Origin of the sequence: Actinomadura sp. K4S16 (genome assembly GCF_008327685.1) — a bacterium.
Lineage (GTDB): Bacteria > Actinomycetota > Actinomycetes > Streptosporangiales > Streptosporangiaceae > Spirillospora.
Window position 1 is genome coordinate 363,080 of the sequence record NZ_BDDE01000012.1, and the last position, 17,288, is coordinate 380,367.

The window sequence follows — 17,288 nt, forward strand, 5'->3', positions numbered from 1 at the left end:
CGGGCGGCCGCCGCAGGCGCCGGCCGAACCCCAGCCCAGGCGAGACCGGCGAGTGCCTCCGAGGAGGCGAGCCGCGGCCGTCCGGCGAGGTGCTTTCCCATGCCTCCCCGCCCGGACCCCTGAAACCGGGCGGTTCTGGTGTGACCGCGGCGACCCCGCCGAACCCCCTACGTCGGCGACGGCCACCGTCGCGGTCACGGTTAAGACACTACGTTCGCGGCACTCCTCCGCACGTCCCCCTCAAGGAGGGAAAGCGGGTGGTACTCCAGACGGATCCCCGCGTCCCGCATACACCCGCGTGGTGAGGCCACCGCCCGCCTCAGCGGTCAGTATTGAGGGGTGACGACCGACGACAAGGCCCGGACCGGACCCGACCCCGCGGGGTTCGGCCCAGCCGTCGCGCACCACGCGTGGCGGCTGTCCGGCCGGATCGTAGCGGGGGTCGGGCAGCTGCTGCTGTGGATCCTCACGGGCATCGGCACGCTCCTGCGCCCGCTCGCGGTCAGGCTCGGCGCCCGGCTGAACGGCGGGGCGGGACGCGGTCCCGGCGCCCCGCCCGGGCAGACGGCGCCGCTGCCCCGCTGGATCAACACGTGGCGGGAGGTCGTCGGGTCCTGGTACTTCGCGCCGCTGACCGGGCTGGCCCTGACGATCGCGGCGCTGGCGGAGCTCGCGCCGCGCGCCGACTCCCCGCTCAGCCTGGCGGGCGGGTTCGCGGTCGCCGCGACGCTCCCGCTCGTGTGGCGCCGGGAGAACCTGCGCGCCGTCGCGGCCGTCGTGCTCAGCGCGGTCGCGGCGAGCCTGCTCACCGGGCAGGTCCTGCTGGTCACGACCAGCTTCGCGGCCCTCTACACGCTGTACGCGCTGGGACGGCGGCTGCCCCGCCAGTCCACCGGCGTCCTCGCGGTCGGCAGCGTCGCCGCCCTCGGGGTCGTCTACCTCGCGACCGGGACCCTCGACGACGTCCCGTGGCCCGCGGCGATCGTCGCGGTGCTCGCCGCCATCGGCCTCGGCGACGCGCGGCGCGTCGTGGAGTCCGCCGGCCGGACGGAGGCGGAGGCCGCCGAGCGCACCAACGAGACCCTCACCCGGCTCACCGCCGTCCAGCGGGAGCAGGCCGTCATGCGCGAGCGCGCCCGCATCGCCCGGGAGCTGCACGACGTCGTCGCGCACTCCGTCTCCATGATCGCGGTGCAGGCGGAGACCGCCCCGTACACGATGGAGAACCTGTCGCCCGAGGCCCGCGCCGGCTACACCGAGATCGCCAAGACGGCCCGGGAGGCGCTGGTGGAGATGCGGCGGCTGCTCAGCGTGCTGCGCGCCGACGCCGCGCCCGAGCCGGAGGCCGCGAACTCCCCGCAGCCGCGCCTGGACCGGCTGCCCGACCTGATCGAGCAGCACCGCGGCGCCGGCGGCCACGTCGACCTCGCCGTGCACGGCGACCCGCGCGCCCTGTCCACGACGGTGGAGCTGTCGGCGTACCGGATCGTCCAGGAGGCGCTGACCAACGCGCGGCGGCACGCGCCCGGCGCCGGCGTCCGCGTCGACCTGACGTTCCTGCCGGACCGGCTCGCGGTCCGCGTCCAGGACGACGGCGCCTCCGCGGCCACCCAGGTCCTGAACCGGCCGGATCCCGGCCCCCGTACAGCAGGAGCGGACCCCGCGGGCCCGACCGCCGCGGACGCCGGCCGCACCCGGCTGGAGGCGCCCGGATCAGCCGGCGGACATGGCCTCGTGGGGATGCGGGAACGTGCGACCATGCTGGGCGGGCGGTTCTCCGCCGGCCCGGCCACCCAGGGCGGGTTCCTGGTGGAGGCCGAGCTTCCGGTGACGAGTGAGGGGAATTCCATCCGTGGACACGGTTCGCAGGCGCCGCCCGGCCGCCCCTGACCCCGCCGTCCCCGCGCCTCCGGGGCGGCCGCTGTGATCAACGTGCTGATCGTCGACGACCAGACGATCGTGCGGGCCGGGTTCGCCGCCCTGCTCGCCGCCCAGGACGACATCACCGTGATCGGCGAGGCCGGCGACGGGCGGGAGGCCGTGGCGATCGCCGAGCGCCGCCGTCCGGACGTCGTCGTGATGGACATCCGGATGCCCGGCATGGACGGCATCGAGGCCACCCGCCGCATCCTCGCGCTGCCCGGCGCGGAGAACGTCCGGGTGCTGGTCCTCACCACGTTCGACGTGGACGAGTACGTCTACGAGGCGCTCGCCGTCGGCGCGAGCGGCTTCCTGCTGAAGGACGCGACCGCCGACGAGCTGGTCTCGGCGGTCCGGGTGGTGGCGCGCGGCGACTCGCTGCTGGCCCCGCAGGTCACCGGACGCCTCATCCGCGAGTTCACCAAGCAGCGCCGCAGCCGCCCGCAGGCCCCGTCGGAGCTGTCGACGCTGACCGCCCGCGAGACCGAGGTCCTCGTCCTGATCGCGGGCGGCCTGTCCAACGGCGAGATCGCGCAGCGCCTGTTCGTGAGCGAGCACACCGTCAAGACGCACGTGGCGCGCGTCTTCACCAAACTGGGCCTCCGCGACCGCGCCCAGGCGGTCATGCTCGCCTACGAGTCGGGCGTGGTCGTCCCAGGAGAAAACGCGGCGGGCTAGCCCCGGTAGGGCGGGTACCCGCCGTGCGGCGGATACGGCTGCCCCGGCGGCGGATATGCACCCTGAGCAGGCGGATAAGAGGGCTGAGCAGGCGGATACGAGGGCTGCGCTCCGGGCGGGTACCCGCCCGGAGCGGCCGGCGGGTACCCGTGCGGAGCGGCCGGCGGATATCCCTGCGGGGCGGGATGGCCGGGCTGACCGCCGTAAGGCGCGGGCGGGTAACCGGGCTGTGCAGGCGGGACGACATGTTGGGCCTGCGGCGTGGGCGGGTGGGCGGCGTGGTGGACGCGGCGCCGCCGCCCGGACGTCCCGCCGACGAGGAACACGACACCGCCGATCGCCACGAGCGGCCCGACGACCATCATCAGGATGTTCTCGCGGCCGTTCTGCGACTTCTGCTCCTCATAGGAGCGCCTGGTCGCGTTGCCCTTGCGGATCGTCGTGCACGTGTCGCCGGGCGACATCGTCCGGCTCCCGCATTTCACCTCGTCGCCGCCGCCCGACACGATGCCGCCCACAAAGAGGCCGACACCCATGACGATGCCGACCACCCCGTAGAGAATGGAACGCACTCCTGCCGCCCTTCGCCGCCTTGCGGAACGGGGCGATGCTAGCGGTGTCCATCGCAGTGCTCTCCTCCTTCGGGCCTGGCGGCCCTCCATCGTCGGGCACTGCGGCGATCGCTGGCATCGCTCCGGCTCGCCTGGCGGCTCACTGCGCGATCAGGTTCTCGCTCCGCTCGAACCTGCCTTCGGACGCGATCGCAACCGGTCCGGTCGTTGCGTGGTTGCCGGGGTGGCTGAGGCTGTTGTTCGGACGAAAGTGGAGGTCTAAGGACGGCGGCGGAGTAGGCGCATGGCCTTTTCCTTTTCGAAGTCCAGGGCTCGGGTCGGTGGGGCGGAGAGGCGGCCGATGCGTTCGCCCAGTTCGCGCACGTGGGCCTGGACCTGGGGTTCCGCCAGGACTCTCAGGCCGAAGGCCAGTTCGGCGGGGCCTATGTCGTAGCGCTTCTCCAGGGCCAGGGCCAGCGCCACCGCGCGCAGCTCGGCCTCGCCGAAGCGGCGGTGGCCGCCGCCGCGCCTGGCGAGGGCGGCCTCGCGGGTGACGGGCAGCAGGCCGAGGGCCTCCCGGTAGCGGAGCATCCGGGGCGAGGTGCCGAGCCGCCGGGCGGCCTCCGTGATACGCATGGGGTGATTCTGACAAATTCGTGTCAGGAAGTCCTCCCCGGCCGTGCCTTGGCGCGCCGGGCGGCCGTAGACTCGCCACCGTTGACGCGGCCGTGCACTCGCCCGTCAAGACCTCGCGTACCCGACGGCGCGCACATGACCAAGGGAGCAACGAAAGCATGGACTACAAGGTCGCCGACCTGTCGCTGGCCGACTTCGGGCGCCGGGAGATCCGGCTCGCCGAGCACGAGATGCCGGGCCTGATGGCGGTGCGCGAGGAGTACGCCGCCGCCCAGCCGCTGCGCGGCGCCAAGATCATGGGCTCGCTGCACATGACGATCCAGACGGCCGTGCTGATCGAGACGCTGGTCGAGCTCGGCGCCGACGTCCGCTGGGTCTCGTGCAACATCTTCTCCACCCAGGACCACGCGGCCGCCGCGGTCGTCGTCGGCAAGGAGGGCACCGTCGACGACCCGAAGGGCGTCCCGGTGTTCGCGTGGAAGGGCGAGACGCTCGAAGAGTACTGGTGGTGCACCGACCAGGCCCTGCAGTGGCCCGACGGCACCGGCCCCAACATGATCCTGGACGACGGCGGCGACGCGACCCTCCTCGTCCACAAGGGCGCCGAGTACGAGAAGGCGGGCGCCGTGCCGACCGCCACCGAGGACGACCCCGAGGAGTGGGGCATCATCCTCGACACCCTCCGCCGCACCATCGCCGACAAGCCCGGCCGCTGGACCGAGGCCGCCGCCGGCATCAAGGGCGTCACCGAGGAGACCACGACCGGCGTCCACCGCCTCTACGAGATGGCGAAGGCCGGCACCCTCGCGTTCCCGGCGATCAACGTCAACGACTCGGTCACCAAGTCGAAGTTCGACAACAAGTACGGCTGCCGCCACTCCGTCATCGACGGCCTCAACCGCGCCACCGACGTGCTGATCGGCGGCAAGGTCGCCGTCGTCTGCGGCTACGGCGACGTGGGCAAGGGCTGCGCCGACGCGCTGCGCGGCCAGGGCGCCCGGGTCATCGTCACCGAGATCGACCCGATCTGCGCGCTGCAGGCTGCGATGGACGGCTTCCAGGTCACCACCCTGGAGGACGTCGTCGACCGCGCCGACATCTTCGTCACCACCACCGGCAACTTCAACATCATCACGGCCGAGCACATGGGCCGGATGAAGCACCAGGCGATCGTGTCCAACATCGGGCACTTCGACAACGAGATCGACATGGCCGGGCTCGCCAAGGTCCCGGGCATCGAGAAGATCGAGATCAAGCCGCAGGTGCACGAGTGGCGCTTCCCCGACGGCCACTCCATCCTCGTCCTCGCCGAGGGCCGCCTGATGAACCTCGGTTGCGCCACCGGCCACCCGTCCTTCGTGATGTCCAACTCCTTCACGAACCAGGTCATCGCGCAGATCGAGCTGTTCACCAAGACCGACGAGTACCCGGTCGGCGTGTACGTCCTGCCCAAGCACCTGGACGAGAAGGTCGCCCGCCTCCACCTCGACGCCCTCGGCGTCAAGCTCACCGAGCTCACCAAGGAGCAGGCCGCCTACATCGGCGTCCACGTCGAAGGCCCCTACAAGCCCGACCACTACAGGTACTAATTGCATTTCTCTCCTCCTTCGGGCCTAGCGGCCCTGCTGTGCCCATTGCAGTGCCCTCCTCCTTCGGGCCCGGAGGGCCCTCCATCGTCGAGCACTGCGGCGATCGCTGGCATCGCTCCGTCTCGCCTTGCGGCTCGCTGCGCGATCAGATTTTTGCTTCGCTCGAATCTGCCTTCGGACGCGATCGCAACCATTGAGGTCGTTGCGTGGTTGCTGTGGTGGCTGAGGTCGTCGCGATACGGCGATCGCTGGCCTCGGCCGGGGGAGAGTGCGCGTATTGGGACTGCCGGACGGGGGTCACCCCGTCCGGCAGCCGCTTCGTAAGGGTGTGTTGATGAGCGATATCGCGGATCGGTCGTTGGCGTATGAAGGCGTCAAGCGGATCGAGTGGGCGGATCGGAGCATGCCGGTGCTGCGGCAGATCCGGGAGCGGTTCGCCGCCGAGCGGCCGCTGGAGGGGTTCAAGGTCGCGGCGTGCATGCACATCACGACCGAGACGGCCGGGCTCATCCGCACCCTTCAGGCGGGCGGCGCGAGTGTGGCGTTGGCGTCGTCCAACCCGCTTTCCACGCAGGACGACACCGCCGCGGCGCTCGTGGAGGAGTACGGGGCCGAGGTGTTCGCTCGCGCGGGCATCGACCGCGAGGGGTACTACGCGCACATCCACCAGGCGCTGGAGACCGGGCCCGACTTCGTCCTGGACGACGGCTGCGACCTGGTCAACACCCTGCACACCGACCGGACGGATCTGCTCGGCACGGTGAAGGCGGGGTGCGAGCAGACGACGACGGGCGTTATCCGGCTGCACCAGATGGCCCGCGAGGGCGCGCTGAAGTTCCCCGTGGTCGCGGTGAACGACACCGACACCAAGCACATGTTCGACAACCGGTACGGGACGGGCCAGTCGACGCTCGACGGGATCGTGCGCGCGACCAACACGCTGCTGGCCGGCAAGACCGTGGTCATCGCGGGCTTCGGCTACTGCGGGCGCGGGCTGGCCGAGCGGGCGCGCGGCCTCGGGGCGCGGGTCGTCGTCACCGAGATCGACCCGGTGAAGGCGCTGGACGCGACGCTTCAGGGATTCGCCGTCCTGCCCATGGCCGAGGCCGCCGAGGAGGGCGACGTCTTCATCACCGTCACGGGGAACCGCGACGTCGTGAACGCCGACCACCTCGCCGTGATGAAGGACGGGGCGATCCTCGCGAACTCCGGGCACTTCGACGTCGAGATCGACGTGCGTGCCCTGAGCGACATGGCCGTGGAGGTGCACCACGGGATCCGGCCGCAGACGGACGAGTACGTGCTCGCCGACGGGCGGCGCCTGGTGCTGCTCGCGGAGGGCCGTCTCGTCAATCTGGCCGCCGCGGAGGGGCATCCGGCGGCCGTGATGGACATGTCGTTCGCCGACCAGGCCCTCACGTGCGCGTGGCTGGCCACGGCCTGCGAATCGCTGCCCGCGGCCGTCCACGACGTGCCGAAGGAGATCGACACGGAGGTCGCGCGGCTCAAGCTGGCGTCGATGTCGGTCTCCATCGACCTGCTGACCCCGGACCAGGAGGAGTACCTCCGGTCCTGGCGCATCGGGTCCTGACCCGTGCCCGCCGGGACGTACCTGCACCTCGACGAGGGGGTCGAGGAGCGTTTCCAGTGCGCGCCCGGGCCCGGCGGGTGGCGGTACACCTCCACGCGCTCCGACGGCGTCCGCGTGGACCTGGTCGTCGACGCGCGCTGGCGGCAGATCCGCGTCGAGGTCGTCACGCCCGGCTGGTGGGTGCGCGGCGGCGTGACCGGGCGCGAACTGGCCTGGGTGCGCGCCGCCGGTGAGACGGGCACCGAGCACGCCGAGCAGGCGTCGGGCTTCCTCGCCGACTCGCCGGGCTTCCTCGTGGCCGTCGCCCGGTCCTTGGGGCTGGACGAGGGCGCGCAGACCGATGTCCGCCTCGTCCGGTTGAGCGGGACGTCGCTGTCGGCCCTGACGACCCTGTGGCGCTGGCGGCTGGCCGGGACGTCCGTCTACGAGACGGAGACCGAGCCGTTGCCCGTCGCGGAGTACGAGGTCACCGACCTCTCCACGGGCGAGGTCGAGACGGTGCACCTGGCCGGGGACGTCGTGCTGGCCGCGCCCGGGATCGAGCTCACCGCCCTGGAGTCGCCGCCGAACACGGCGAACCTGCCCTGACCTGCCTGCGGTATCTTCTCCTACCTCTTCCGACAAGATCAGGTATGGGGGTCGTGCCGTGTACGGGCAGGTTCCGGAGGGGCCAGGTCAGGGGCAAGGGCCAGGCCAGGGCCAGGGGCAGGGCTGGGGGCAGCCGCCGGCGGGCGGCCCGCCGATGCCCGGCCCGTTCCCGCCCGCCGGTCCGCCGGGGCCGCCGCCGGCGAAGCGGCCCTCGCCGATCGTGTGGGCGGCCGTGGCGGCCGCGGGCGCGGTCGTGCTGGCCGGCGTCGCGTTCCTGGCGCTCAACGGGACGGGCGCGCCGACCGGCCCGGTGAAGGCCGAGCAGTGCGTCGACACCGCCTTCGCGATGGACGACGGCGACCGGATCCCGCCGAGCCTCCGGGTGAGCTGCGACGACGCCAAGGCGAAGGCCAAGGTGCTGAAGGTCGTCGGCAAGCGCGAGGCGTCCGCCTTCCAGTTCGGCGCGCGTGCCGAGCCCGACTGCCCCGCCGGGACGGACGGCTTCACGAACGTCCGCGGCAAGAAGGACGACAAGACCTACTACGAGGCGTGCGTGCGCAACGTCAAGGGCTCCCACCCGGGCGACCCGGGCGCGGGCGGAGGCTTCCTCGCGGCGGGCGACTGCGTGAGCAGCGGCTCCGTCGGCTTCGGCAAGGAGCAGCCGTGCTCCAAGCCGGACTGGTACGGCAAGGTGGTCGCACGCGTCGCCACGGAGAAGTCGTGCCCGTCCAAGACGCTGGAGACCATGAAGATGCGGTCCTTCGGCGGGGGCGGCGATGTGGCGAACCCGGTGCTGTGCCTGGGTGCGGGCGGCGGCGTGCTGTCCCCTGGCGACTGCATCGAGGACCCCTCGTTCAACGTCGGCGACCTGGGCAAGGCCCAGTGCGGGTCCAGCGACGCCGTCGCGAAGGTCGTCGGCAGGGTGGCCACGGCGAAGGAGTGCCCGGCCGAGGCCACGAACTACATGACGAGCGAAGGCGCGTTCCGGCCGGTGCTGTGCCTGAAGAAACTGCGGCCGACCCTGAGCGAGCGGCTGCGCTCGCTTCCCGGGTAGGGCGCCGCCCTCGATCTCCGGTGCGCCCGCCCCGCCCGTCAGTAGCCCGGATAGGGGCCCTGCGGCTGCGGAGGGCCGACTGGGCCCGCCGGGTACGGCGCGGGCGGCCGGGGAGCGTTCAGGACGTCCTGGTACGGCCCCGCGCCGTACTGGGGCGGCGGAAGGAACCGCGGCTGCCCGGGCCCGGGGCCGCTGAACGGCGGGGGAGCGGGAGGACCCTGCCGCGGCGGGCCGGAGGGCGGGGGCCCCGCCATCGCCATCGCCGGGACGGGAACGGGCGCGGCGCCCCACGCGGGGAGGCCGAGGCGGCGCATCCGGCGGGCGCGGCGCTCGGCGAGCCGCCGCTCCTCGCGGTGCCGGCGCTCGGCGAGGACGGCCGACAGCAGGATCTCGGGCCGCACGCCCGGCGGCGGTGGCGGGCTCACCACCGCGACGACCTGCGAGGCGATCCGCTGCCCCAAAGAGTCGCGGACCTCCGGCAGCAGCTCCCAGAACCGCGACAGGTACTGCCGGGCCGTCATCGCCAGCTCGTCCGACAGCATCGACAGCTCCAGCGTCCGCGCCCACCAGGCGAGCTGCGGCGGCATCACGGCGACCGGACCGAACAGCGCCGACGCGGGCACCCGCTCCTGGATGACGATCGTCCCGGCGAAGAGGTCGCCGAGCCGCTTGCCGCGCCGGTTGCAGAACGAGGTGATCAGCGCGGGCGAGCCGTAGAACATCCAGAACTCGACGAACCCGGCGAGCGCCCGCACCAGCGCCTGCCGGAACCGGACCGGCCCGCCGTCGTCGCCGACGACGCGCAGCCCGAGGGCCATCTTGCCCGGCGTCCGCCCCCGCGTGAGCGTCTCGAACAGGCACGGGTAGCCGACGAGGACGGCGACGACGCCGAGCAGCGACAGCCCGACCGTCCACGCCTCGTCGGCCACCAGCGAGGTCATCGACGTGACGTAGACGACGCTGTTCAGCAGCACGCCCTGGATCATCAGGTCGAGGAGGAGGGCGCAGCCGCGGCTGGCCAGCCGCGCGACCCGGAGGTCGAGCGCGACGGCCTCGCCGGTGACGAGATCGGCCATATCCTCTTCCTCCAATTACGGTGGATGGCCCATTGTGCCGGTTTCGCGGGTCGAGGCGTTAGTCTCGCCGGGTGGACGTCGACGCCTACGTGGCCGAGCACAACGCCGAATGGGTGCGCCTCGAACGGCTCATCAACCGCGGCCGCAGGCTGACCGGCGCGGAAGCCGACGAACTGGTCGAGCTCTACCAGCGCACGGCGACGCACCTGTCGGTCGTGCGGTCCAGTTCGCCGGACCCGCAGCTCGTGGGACGGCTGTCGTCGCTCGTGGCGCGCGGCAGGGCCGCGGTGGCGGGCGCGCAGGCGCCGCTCTGGCGCGACGTCACCCGCTTCGCGACCGTGTCGTTCCCGGCCGCCGCGTACCGGATGCGGTGGTGGTGGATCGGCAACGCCGTCCTCGGCAACCTGCTGGCGCTCGCCCTGGCGATCTGGGTCGTGCACAGCCCCGAGGTGCAGGCCACCATCGGGACGCCGGACGAGATCCGCGAACTCGTCGAGCACGACTTCGCGAACTACTACACCGAGCACTCGGCCTCGTCGTTCGCGTTCCAGGTGTGGGTCAACAACGCCTGGGTGTCGGCGACCGCGCTGATCTTCGGGATCCTGCTCGGCATCCCGACCGTGTTCGTCCTGCTGCTGAACCAGGTCAACCTCGGGATCAGCGGCGGCCTGATGTTCGCCTACGGCAAGGGCGACGTGTTCTTCGGGCTGATCCTCCCGCACGGCCTGCTGGAGCTGACCGCCGTCTACCTCGCCTGCGCCGGCGGCCTCAAGCTCGGCTGGACGATCATCGACCCGGGCCCGCGCCGCCGCGGCCAGGCCCTCGCCGAGGAGGGCCGCGCGGCCGTCAGCATCGCCATCGGCCTCGTCGCGGTGCTGTTCGTGTCCGGCCTCATCGAGGGCTTCGTGACCGGCTGGGTCCACATCACATGGCTGCGCATCGCGATCGGCGTCGTCGCCGAGGTCGCGTTCCTCGGCTACGTGATCGTCCTAGGCCGCCGCGCCGTCCGCCAAGGCGAAACCGGCGACAGCGACCTCCACCCCGACCTAGCCCCGGTCTCTGCTTAGCGTTCCTCTCCTCCCTTCGGGCCTTGAAGGCCCTCCATCGTCGAGAAACGCGGGCGATCGCTGGCATCGCTCCGTCTCGCCTTGGCGGCTCGCTGCGCGATCAGATTCTTGCTTCGCTCGAATCTGCCTTCGGACGCGATCGCAACCATTGGGGTTGGTGCGTGGTTGCTGCTGGGGCTGGGGTCCCTACAAGCGCCCTGCGGCTTTCAGGGCCAGGTAGGCGTCGGCCAAGGCGGGGGCTATTTCTGAGGGTGGGGCGTCCACCACTTCTACGCCGTGGCCTCGTAGTTCGGCTGTGAGGCGGCGGCGTTCGGCTCTCGCGCGCTCGGCGGCGGCCGCGTCGTAGACGGACGCCAGGTCGCCGCGGGCCTCCGCCATCTCCGTGAGCCGCGGGTCCGAGACCGCGGCGATCATGACGAGGTGCCGGGCGGTGAGCTGCGGCAGCAGCGGCAGCAGCCCCTCCTCGATCGCGGCGGTGTTCAGCTCGGTGAGCAGCACGACGAGGCACCGCTGCCGGACGCGCGCCATCAGCGTCGACACCATCCCGGCGGCGTCGCATTCGAGCAGCTCCGGCTCCAGCGGCGCGAGGGCGTGCACCATCGCGGGCAGCAGGTCGGTCCGGGACGCGCCCTCGACGCGGGCGCGGACGCGGCGGTCGTAGGCGAGCAGGTCGACCCGGTCGCCGGCGCGGGACGCGAGCGCGCCGAGCAGCAGCGCCGCGTCCATCGAGCAGTCGAGCCGGGGGATGTCGCCGACGCGGCCCGCGGACGTGCGGCCGGTGTCGAGGACGAGGTAGATGCGCCGGTCGCGTTCGGGCCGCCATGTCCGCACGACCACGTCGCCGCGCCGCGCCGTGGCGCGCCAGTCGATGGAGCGGACGTCGTCGCCGTCCACGTACTCGCGCAGGGAGTCGAACTCGGTGCCCTGCCCGCGGATCAGCGCGACGTGCGCGCCCGTCAGCTCCCGCAGCCGGGCGAGCTTGGCCGGCAGGTGGCGGCGGGACGGGAACGCGGGCAGCGCCCGGACGGTCCAGGGCGCGGAGCGGGAGAGCTGCCGCGCGGCCAGCCCGAGCGGCCCCACGGAGCGGACGACGACGGTGACGGCCTTCCGGTCGCCGCGGCGCGTGGGCGTCAGCGCCATCTCGACGCGGCGCCGCTCGCCGGCGGGCACGTCCACCTTCACCACGCGGGGCGCGGCGCCCGCGCTGGGCGGCCACACGTCCCGCAGCCGGGCCTTGAGGCGCCGCCGGCCGAGGTTCTCCACGACCAGCGCCACCTGGGCCGTCCCGCCGAGGCGCACGCTGGTGTCGCCGGCGCGGTGAAAGCGCAGGGCACGCACGTTCCCGGCCAGGGCAAGGTCGGCGAGGACGCCGAGCAGCAGGGCGCCCCACACCGCGAACAGCGTCCACCAGCTCGGCGCGAACAGCGGGACGATCGCGCCGAGGAGGGCCAGCAGGCCGAGGCGGCCGGTCAGCGCCATCAGCGCGGGGCGGGGACGTGGGCGAGGATGCCCTCCAGCACGCCGTCGGCGGTCGCGCCCTCCAGCTCCGCCTCGGGGCGCAGCTGGACGCGGTGCCGCAGCGTGGGCCTGGCCAGCGCCTTCACGTCGTCCGGGGTGACGTAGTCGCGGCCCGACAGCCACGCCCAGGCGCGGGAGGTCGCCAGCAGCGCCGTCGCACCGCGCGGCGACACGCCGAGCTGGAGCGACGGGGACTGCCGGGTGGCCCTGCACAGGTCCACGACGTAGGCGGCGACCTTGGGGTCGAGGTGGACGGTCCGGACGGCGGCCTGCCCGGCGGCCAGCTCGGCCGCTCCGGCGACCGCCTTCACCTCGGACAGGTCGCGCGGGTCGAACCCGGCCGCGTGCCGCTGGAGCATGGAGATCTCCTCGTCCCGGGTGGGGACGGGCACCGTCAGCTTGACCAGGAACCGGTCGAGCTGGGCCTCGGGCAGGGGATAGGTCCCCTCGTACTCGATCGGGTTCTGCGTCGCGCACACCACGAACGGGTCGGGCAGAGCGCGCGCGGCGCCCTCCACCGAGACCTGGCGCTCCTCCATGGCCTCCAGGAGGGACGCCTGCGTCTTCGGCGGCGTCCGGTTGATCTCGTCGGCGAGGAGGAGGTTGGTGAAGACCGGCCCCTCGCGGAACTCGAACTCCGCCGTCCGGTTGTCGTACACCAGCGAGCCGGTCACGTCGCCCGGCATCAGGTCGGGGGTGAACTGGACGCGCTTGAAGCCGAGGTCGAGGGCCCGCGACAGCGTCTTGATGAGCAGCGTCTTGGCCGTGCCGGGGACGCCCTCCAGCAGGACGTGGCCGCGGCAGAGCAGCGCGATCACCAGCCCGGTCACCACGGAGTCCTGACCGACGACCGTCTTGGCGACCTCGGCGCGCAGGGCCGCGAGCGCCGCGCGGGCCGTCTCGGCCTGGCGCCGGGCGTCCTCGGAGATCGTGCCCGGCCCCGCGCCGCCGGGCACGTCGTCCTTCCCGAGCTCTACAGGGGGGTTCAAGACTCGCGTACCTGCCTTTCCAGGTCGTCGAGGACGTCCGTGAGGGCGATCAGCCCGGCGTCGTCCAAGGGTTCAGGACCGTACAGGGCCGCTCCGACGTACGTCTCTTCGTACGCCGTGCGGCGGGCGACCGCCGTGACGATCTCCTGTGCGGCGGAGGGGTCCTGCGCGCTGCTGCGGGGCAGCCCGAGGAGCGGCACGAGCCGTTCGCGCGCGCCGGAGCGCAGGGCGTCCGAGGCCCGGTCGCGGGCGCGCCCGGCGCGGTACAGGCGGGAGAGGCCCTCGACCGTCTCGGCGGACCGGACGACGACGGGCAGCGCCTCCGCCACGACCGGGCCGAGGCGGCGGGCCCGCCACAGGGCCACCAGCAGCACCGCGACGAGCAGTTCGAGGATGAGCAGCTTCACCCCGAACGGCAGCAGGTCGCCGAGCGACCGCTGCCCCGCGCCGGCCCCCGCCTCGGGCAGGCCGGGAGCGAGCCAGACCGCCGAGGAGCCCGCGCCGACCAGGTTCATGGCCAGCGCGGCGTCGCCCTCTTCGGTGAGCCTCCGGTTCGTCAGCGGGGCCGTCGCGCCGAGCACCGTGACGGTGTGCACGCCGTCGCGGATCTGGACGAGCCTCGCGCCGCCGTAGTCGGTCCCGTAGCAGGCCGTGGAACCCGAGGCCTCGTAGGTGTCCGACTCGTGGAAGGCCACCTTGCCCGCGAGCGTCGCCGCGGGCAGGTCGCAGCCCGGCTCGGCGCTCCCGTCGAACGACGGGCCCTTCCTGCGCACCTGCGGGGCGAGCGCGTCCAGCGCGAACGACGTCGGCCGGACGAGCAGGACGTCGGCCGGTGTCGAGCTCAGCCGGGCCAGGTCGTCCTCGGTGAGCCGCTCGGTGCGCGTCACCACCAGGACCGTGCCCGGCGCGGCCGCCCCGAGGGCGTCGCCGGTGCTCCGGGCCACCGTCACCGGCGTGCCGTGCCGCCTGAGGATCTCGGCGAGCGCCCGGCTGCCGTCCCGCTTCGGCGACTCCGGGTCGAGCTCCTCCGCCGACGCGGCGGGGCGCAGCGCGGCCAGCGCCACAGCGACCGCGACCAGCGCGAGGACCGCCGCGACGATGCCCCGCGCCGACCGCCAGCGGCGCCCCGCGACCTGCCGGGCGGACGGCTCGGCCGCCGGCGCCCCGCCGCGCGGCGGGGAGGCCGTCACCATCGCGGCCCCCCTTCGTCGCCGGATCCGGCCAGGGTGAGGTCGTCGGACTCCAGCGGCTTCGGCCGCGCGGCCCGCAGCCGCTCGTCCAGCTCCTTCATCCGCGCGTATCCCTCCGGGGTGCCGGGACGGTCCCCGTACCAGACGTCGTCGAAGATCCGCACGCCCGCGGCCAGCTCGCCCGCCAGCTCCGGCACCGCCTCGCCCGCCTCGGCGGCCAGCTCGTCCGCGGTCCGCCCCGGGCGCGCCGCCAGCACCGCCCGCTCCTCGAGGTCGCGGGCGATGGCGCGCAGCCGCTCGCGGATCGCCTCGGCCCACCGCCCTTCCGCCGCGTGCCGCTCCGCGGCCTCGCGGTGGTCGAGCGCGGTGGACGGCGCGTCCTCCAGCAGCGGGCCCTTGCGGGAGCGCGGGTTCCGGCGCCCCCACATCAGCCACACCACCAGCGCCACCGCGACCAGCACGATCACGATGATGACGACGATGGACAGCCATCCGCCGCCGCTGCCCTGCGACTCCGGCGCGGGCGCCTTCTGGAAGAGGTGGCGCAGCCACTCGGAGAAGTCGTCCCAGAGGCGCTCCAGCCCGGACGGCTTGTCGCGCTGGTAGATCTGCTTTTCCAGCTCGCGGCGGGCCATCTCGCGGGCCTCGTCGCGGCCGATCGGATCGAGAATCACGTGCCCGCCCCCGTCCACGGACGCGCCTGCGGCGGACCCGTCCGCCACAGGCCGATGAACCCCTCGTCCTGCTCTCCGGCGCCGTCCTGCTCTCCGGCGCCGTCCTGCTCGCCGCCGCCTTCCTGCTCCCCGGCCTCGTGAGCCCCGCCGGTCCCTTGCGCGCCGGCGGGCGCTGGCGTCCCCGCGGCCTCCCGCTCGCCGGCGGCGACGGCCGCGGCCGAGCGGCCCCGGGTGCGCAGGTCGAGGTCGAAGCCCTCGCGGCGCATCCGCCGGTCCATGTAGAGCAGCGCGATCACACCCGCGTCGAACGGCATCACCACGGACCAGGCCACGATCCGGCCCGCGGTGTCCACCGCGAGCGCGCCCATCGTCGCCCCGCTGCCGGAGGCGTCGCCGAAGAAGATCAACTGTGCGAACAGGAACGGGATCCGCAACGCGAAGAAGCCCATGAACACGGTCACGAGCAGGGCGAGCACCAGCGTCCCGCACGTCCGGAACCACCGGCCCTTGGACAGCGTCCTCGCGCGGCGCAGCGCGCCGCCCACGGTCTGCCGCTCCAGGACGACGGCGGGCACCGCCTGGACGAACAGGATGTACAGCCACACCATCAGCCCGATGCCGATGGGGAAACCGAAGACTCCCGCGAGCACGGTCAGCGCCGGATGCGCCCCCACCGCGATCAGCACGAAGAACGGGACGACCGGCAGGACCAGCGCGCCCAGGGAGATGCCCATGACGGCCGCCGTCGTGGCGATCAGCCGCCCGAGCCGGGGCCGGGCGTCCCGCCACGCCTGCCTGGGCGCGATCGGCATGCCCAGGAGCTCGCGCCCCAGGATCGGCGCCATCAGCCCCGCAAGCAGCAGGATCCCGAACGCCGACAGCACCATCCCGAGCAGGGACAGCGTCAGCTGAGCGCCCAGCGACTCCATCAGCACGTCGGGGGTGACCTCGTCGCGGGCCTCCTCGCCGATGAAGAAGTAGGCCGCGACCGAGCTCGTCGCCTGGATCAGCGTGGCGGCCGCCGCCGAGAGGCCCAGCGTGGCGCGCGGCCTGCGGCGGATCCCGGCGATGGCGCCGTCCAGCATCTCCGAGATGGACATGGGACGGAACGGGACGCCCCGCGTCACGTCGGCGGCGTCGGCGGCGTCGTCCCAGCCGTCCGGTCCCGGCATCCCGTCTCCCTGCGATCTCCGGCGGGGGGTTGGCGGCGTGTCCGCCCGTGCCCGTTCTGGGCCCGTTCGCGACCGCCGGTCAGGTCATCCTGTCACGGGCGCGGCGTGAAACTTGCGATGGTTTCGGGAGTCGCCCCCGATCGCGAGTCGGCCGGACGGTTCGAGGGAGCGCCGTATGACGCAAACGCGGGTAACCTTGCACGCCGAGGCATATCTCTCCCTGGCGAGGTGGCGCCGGAGCATCGCGCCCCACTCCACCGAACCCCGACTTTGTGACGATGAGGGCCATGAGAGGACGTGTACTGGTCGTCGACGACGATCTCGCACTCGCCGAGATGCTCGGCATCGTGCTGAGAGGCGAGGGCTTCGAGCCCTCCTTCGTCCACGACGGCGACAAGGCGCTCGAGGCGTTCCGGGAGACCCGGCCCGACCTCGTGCTGCTCGACCTGATGCTGCCGGGGGCCGACGGCATCGACGTGTGCCGGCAGATCCGCGCCGAGTCCGGCGTGCCGATCGTCATGCTGACCGCCAAGAGCGACACCGTGGACGTCGTCCTCGGCCTGGAGTCGGGCGCCGACGACTACATCGTCAAGCCGTTCAAGCCCAAGGAGCTGGTGGCGCGCGTGCGCGCCCGCCTGCGCCGCACCGACGAGCCGGCGCCGGAGACCTTGCAGATCGGCGACATCACCATCGACGTCGCGGGCCACTCGGTCAAGCGCGGCGACCGGCACATCCCGCTCACGCCGCTGGAGTTCGACCTGCTCGTCGCCCTCGCCCGCAAGCCCCGCCAGGTGTTCACCCGCGAGGTGCTGCTGGAGCAGGTCTGGGGCTACCGGCACGCCGCCGACACCCGGTTGGTGAACGTGCATGTCCAGCGGCTCCGCGCCAAGATCGAAAAGGACCCGGAACGGCCCGAGATCGTCGTCACCGTGCGCGGTGTCGGCTACAAGGCCGGCCCGGCCTGAGGCCCCTCCCGCCGTGCCGCCGTCCCCGTG

16 protein-coding genes are annotated in these 17,288 nt (G+C 73.1%); 8 read left to right on the forward strand and 8 right to left on the reverse strand.

Going from position 1 to position 17,288, the window contains the following annotated elements:
* Positions 1 to 339 precede the first annotated feature (339 nt).
* Positions 340 to 1,890: a sensor histidine kinase gene (locus tag K4S16_RS13025; protein ID WP_149259159.1), complete on the forward strand. Its 1,551-nt coding sequence runs from the start codon at positions 340 to 342 to the stop codon at positions 1,888 to 1,890.
* Positions 1,891 to 1,923: 33 nt separating this feature from the next.
* Positions 1,924 to 2,598 (forward strand): response regulator transcription factor, encoded by a 675-nt coding sequence (locus K4S16_RS13030; RefSeq protein WP_149259160.1) that lies wholly within the window; start codon positions 1,924 to 1,926, stop codon positions 2,596 to 2,598.
* Here K4S16_RS13030 and K4S16_RS13035 read toward each other — a convergent pair.
* Together K4S16_RS13035 and K4S16_RS13040 are read right to left on the reverse strand one after the other, a co-directional pair.
* Positions 2,595 to 3,170: a hypothetical protein gene (locus tag K4S16_RS13035; RefSeq protein ID WP_149259161.1), complete on the reverse strand. Its 576-nt coding sequence runs from the start codon at positions 3,168 to 3,170 to the stop codon at positions 2,595 to 2,597. The two genes, K4S16_RS13030 and K4S16_RS13035, sit on opposite strands and share 4 nt — an antisense overlap.
* Positions 3,171 to 3,428: 258 nt before the next feature.
* Positions 3,429 to 3,785 (reverse strand): MerR family transcriptional regulator, encoded by a 357-nt coding sequence (locus K4S16_RS13040; protein WP_149259162.1) that lies wholly within the window; start codon positions 3,783 to 3,785, stop codon positions 3,429 to 3,431.
* A 158-nt stretch (positions 3,786 to 3,943) separates the two neighbouring features.
* Here K4S16_RS13040 and ahcY (K4S16_RS13045) point away from each other — a divergent pair, with 158 nt between their 5' ends.
* The 4 genes from ahcY (K4S16_RS13045) (at position 3,944) to K4S16_RS13060 (ending at position 8,607) form a co-directional block, all read left to right on the forward strand.
* On the forward strand, positions 3,944 to 5,374 hold the full coding sequence (ahcY, locus tag K4S16_RS13045; protein ID WP_149259163.1) for an adenosylhomocysteinase: 1,431 nt from the start codon (positions 3,944 to 3,946) through the stop codon (positions 5,372 to 5,374).
* Positions 5,375 to 5,708: 334 nt separating this feature from the next.
* On the forward strand, positions 5,709 to 6,965 hold the full coding sequence (gene ahcY, locus K4S16_RS13050; RefSeq protein ID WP_149259164.1) for an adenosylhomocysteinase: 1,257 nt from the start codon (positions 5,709 to 5,711) through the stop codon (positions 6,963 to 6,965).
* Positions 6,966 to 6,968: 3 nt separating this feature from the next.
* Positions 6,969 to 7,553, forward strand: coding sequence for a hypothetical protein (locus tag K4S16_RS13055; protein ID WP_149259165.1), 585 nt, complete (start codon positions 6,969 to 6,971; stop codon positions 7,551 to 7,553).
* 154 nt (positions 7,554 to 7,707) lie between these two features.
* Positions 7,708 to 8,607, forward strand: coding sequence for a hypothetical protein (locus K4S16_RS13060; RefSeq protein ID WP_149259166.1), 900 nt, complete (start codon positions 7,708 to 7,710; stop codon positions 8,605 to 8,607).
* A gap of 38 nt (positions 8,608 to 8,645) precedes the next feature.
* Here K4S16_RS13060 and K4S16_RS13065 read toward each other — a convergent pair whose 3' ends face one another.
* Positions 8,646 to 9,683, reverse strand: a complete 1,038-nt coding sequence (locus K4S16_RS13065; RefSeq protein WP_149259167.1) for an RDD family protein — start codon at positions 9,681 to 9,683, stop codon at positions 8,646 to 8,648.
* Between the two features lie 71 nt (positions 9,684 to 9,754).
* Between K4S16_RS13065 and K4S16_RS13070 the strand changes: the two genes are divergently transcribed.
* Positions 9,755 to 10,750, forward strand: coding sequence for a stage II sporulation protein M (locus K4S16_RS13070; protein WP_149259168.1), 996 nt, complete (start codon positions 9,755 to 9,757; stop codon positions 10,748 to 10,750).
* Positions 10,751 to 10,936: 186 nt separating this feature from the next.
* Here the strand turns inward: K4S16_RS13070 and K4S16_RS13075 are convergent, their stop codons facing one another.
* From K4S16_RS13075 to K4S16_RS13095, 5 genes are read right to left on the reverse strand one after another with little or no spacing between them, the layout of a single operon-like run.
* Positions 10,937 to 12,229, reverse strand: a complete 1,293-nt coding sequence (locus K4S16_RS13075; protein WP_149259169.1) for a DUF58 domain-containing protein — start codon at positions 12,227 to 12,229, stop codon at positions 10,937 to 10,939.
* Complete coding sequence (locus tag K4S16_RS13080; protein ID WP_235036811.1) at positions 12,229 to 13,197, reverse strand: MoxR family ATPase; 969 nt, start codon at positions 13,195 to 13,197, stop codon at positions 12,229 to 12,231. Before K4S16_RS13080 ends, K4S16_RS13075 begins: the two co-directional genes overlap by 1 nt.
* A 56-nt stretch (positions 13,198 to 13,253) precedes the next feature.
* Entirely contained in the window at positions 13,254 to 14,450 is a 1,197-nt protein-coding gene (locus K4S16_RS13085; RefSeq protein WP_149259171.1) for a DUF4350 domain-containing protein, read from the reverse strand.
* The gene (locus K4S16_RS13090; RefSeq protein ID WP_149259172.1) at positions 14,444 to 15,121 is read right to left on the reverse strand and encodes a DUF4129 domain-containing protein; all 678 of its coding nucleotides are present in this window, start codon (positions 15,119 to 15,121) and stop codon (positions 14,444 to 14,446) included. Before K4S16_RS13090 ends, K4S16_RS13085 begins: the two co-directional genes overlap by 7 nt.
* The gene (locus tag K4S16_RS13095; RefSeq protein ID WP_149259173.1) at positions 15,118 to 16,293 is read right to left on the reverse strand and encodes a hypothetical protein; all 1,176 of its coding nucleotides are present in this window, start codon (positions 16,291 to 16,293) and stop codon (positions 15,118 to 15,120) included. Before K4S16_RS13095 ends, K4S16_RS13090 begins: the two co-directional genes overlap by 4 nt.
* Positions 16,294 to 16,580: 287 nt before the next feature.
* Here K4S16_RS13095 and mtrA point away from each other — a divergent pair, with 287 nt between their 5' ends.
* A complete protein-coding gene (gene mtrA, locus K4S16_RS13100; RefSeq protein WP_021598338.1) occupies positions 16,581 to 17,258 on the forward strand; it encodes an MtrAB system response regulator MtrA in 678 nt (225 codons plus the stop codon).
* The last annotated feature ends 30 nt before the right edge of the window (positions 17,259 to 17,288 follow it).

Bases quoted from the DNA above. Each gene is read 5' to 3' on its own strand.
- K4S16_RS13040 (WP_149259162.1), bottom strand. From the start codon at position 3,785: ATGCGTATCACGGAGGCCGCCCGGCGGCTCGGCACCTCGCCCCGGATG.
- ahcY (WP_149259163.1), top strand. From the start codon at position 3,944: ATGGACTACAAGGTCGCCGACCTGTCGCTGGCCGACTTCGGGCGCCGG.
- ahcY (WP_149259164.1), top strand. From the start codon at position 5,709: ATGAGCGATATCGCGGATCGGTCGTTGGCGTATGAAGGCGTCAAGCGG.
- K4S16_RS13060 (WP_149259166.1), top strand. From the start codon at position 7,708: ATGCCCGGCCCGTTCCCGCCCGCCGGTCCGCCGGGGCCGCCGCCGGCG.
- K4S16_RS13065 (WP_149259167.1), bottom strand. From the start codon at position 9,683: ATGGCCGATCTCGTCACCGGCGAGGCCGTCGCGCTCGACCTCCGGGTC.
- K4S16_RS13075 (WP_149259169.1), bottom strand. From the start codon at position 12,229: ATGGCGCTGACCGGCCGCCTCGGCCTGCTGGCCCTCCTCGGCGCGATC.
- K4S16_RS13085 (WP_149259171.1), bottom strand. From the start codon at position 14,450: ATGGTGACGGCCTCCCCGCCGCGCGGCGGGGCGCCGGCGGCCGAGCCG.
- K4S16_RS13095 (WP_149259173.1), bottom strand. From the start codon at position 16,293: ATGCCGGGACCGGACGGCTGGGACGACGCCGCCGACGCCGCCGACGTG.
- mtrA (WP_021598338.1), top strand. From the start codon at position 16,581: ATGAGAGGACGTGTACTGGTCGTCGACGACGATCTCGCACTCGCCGAG.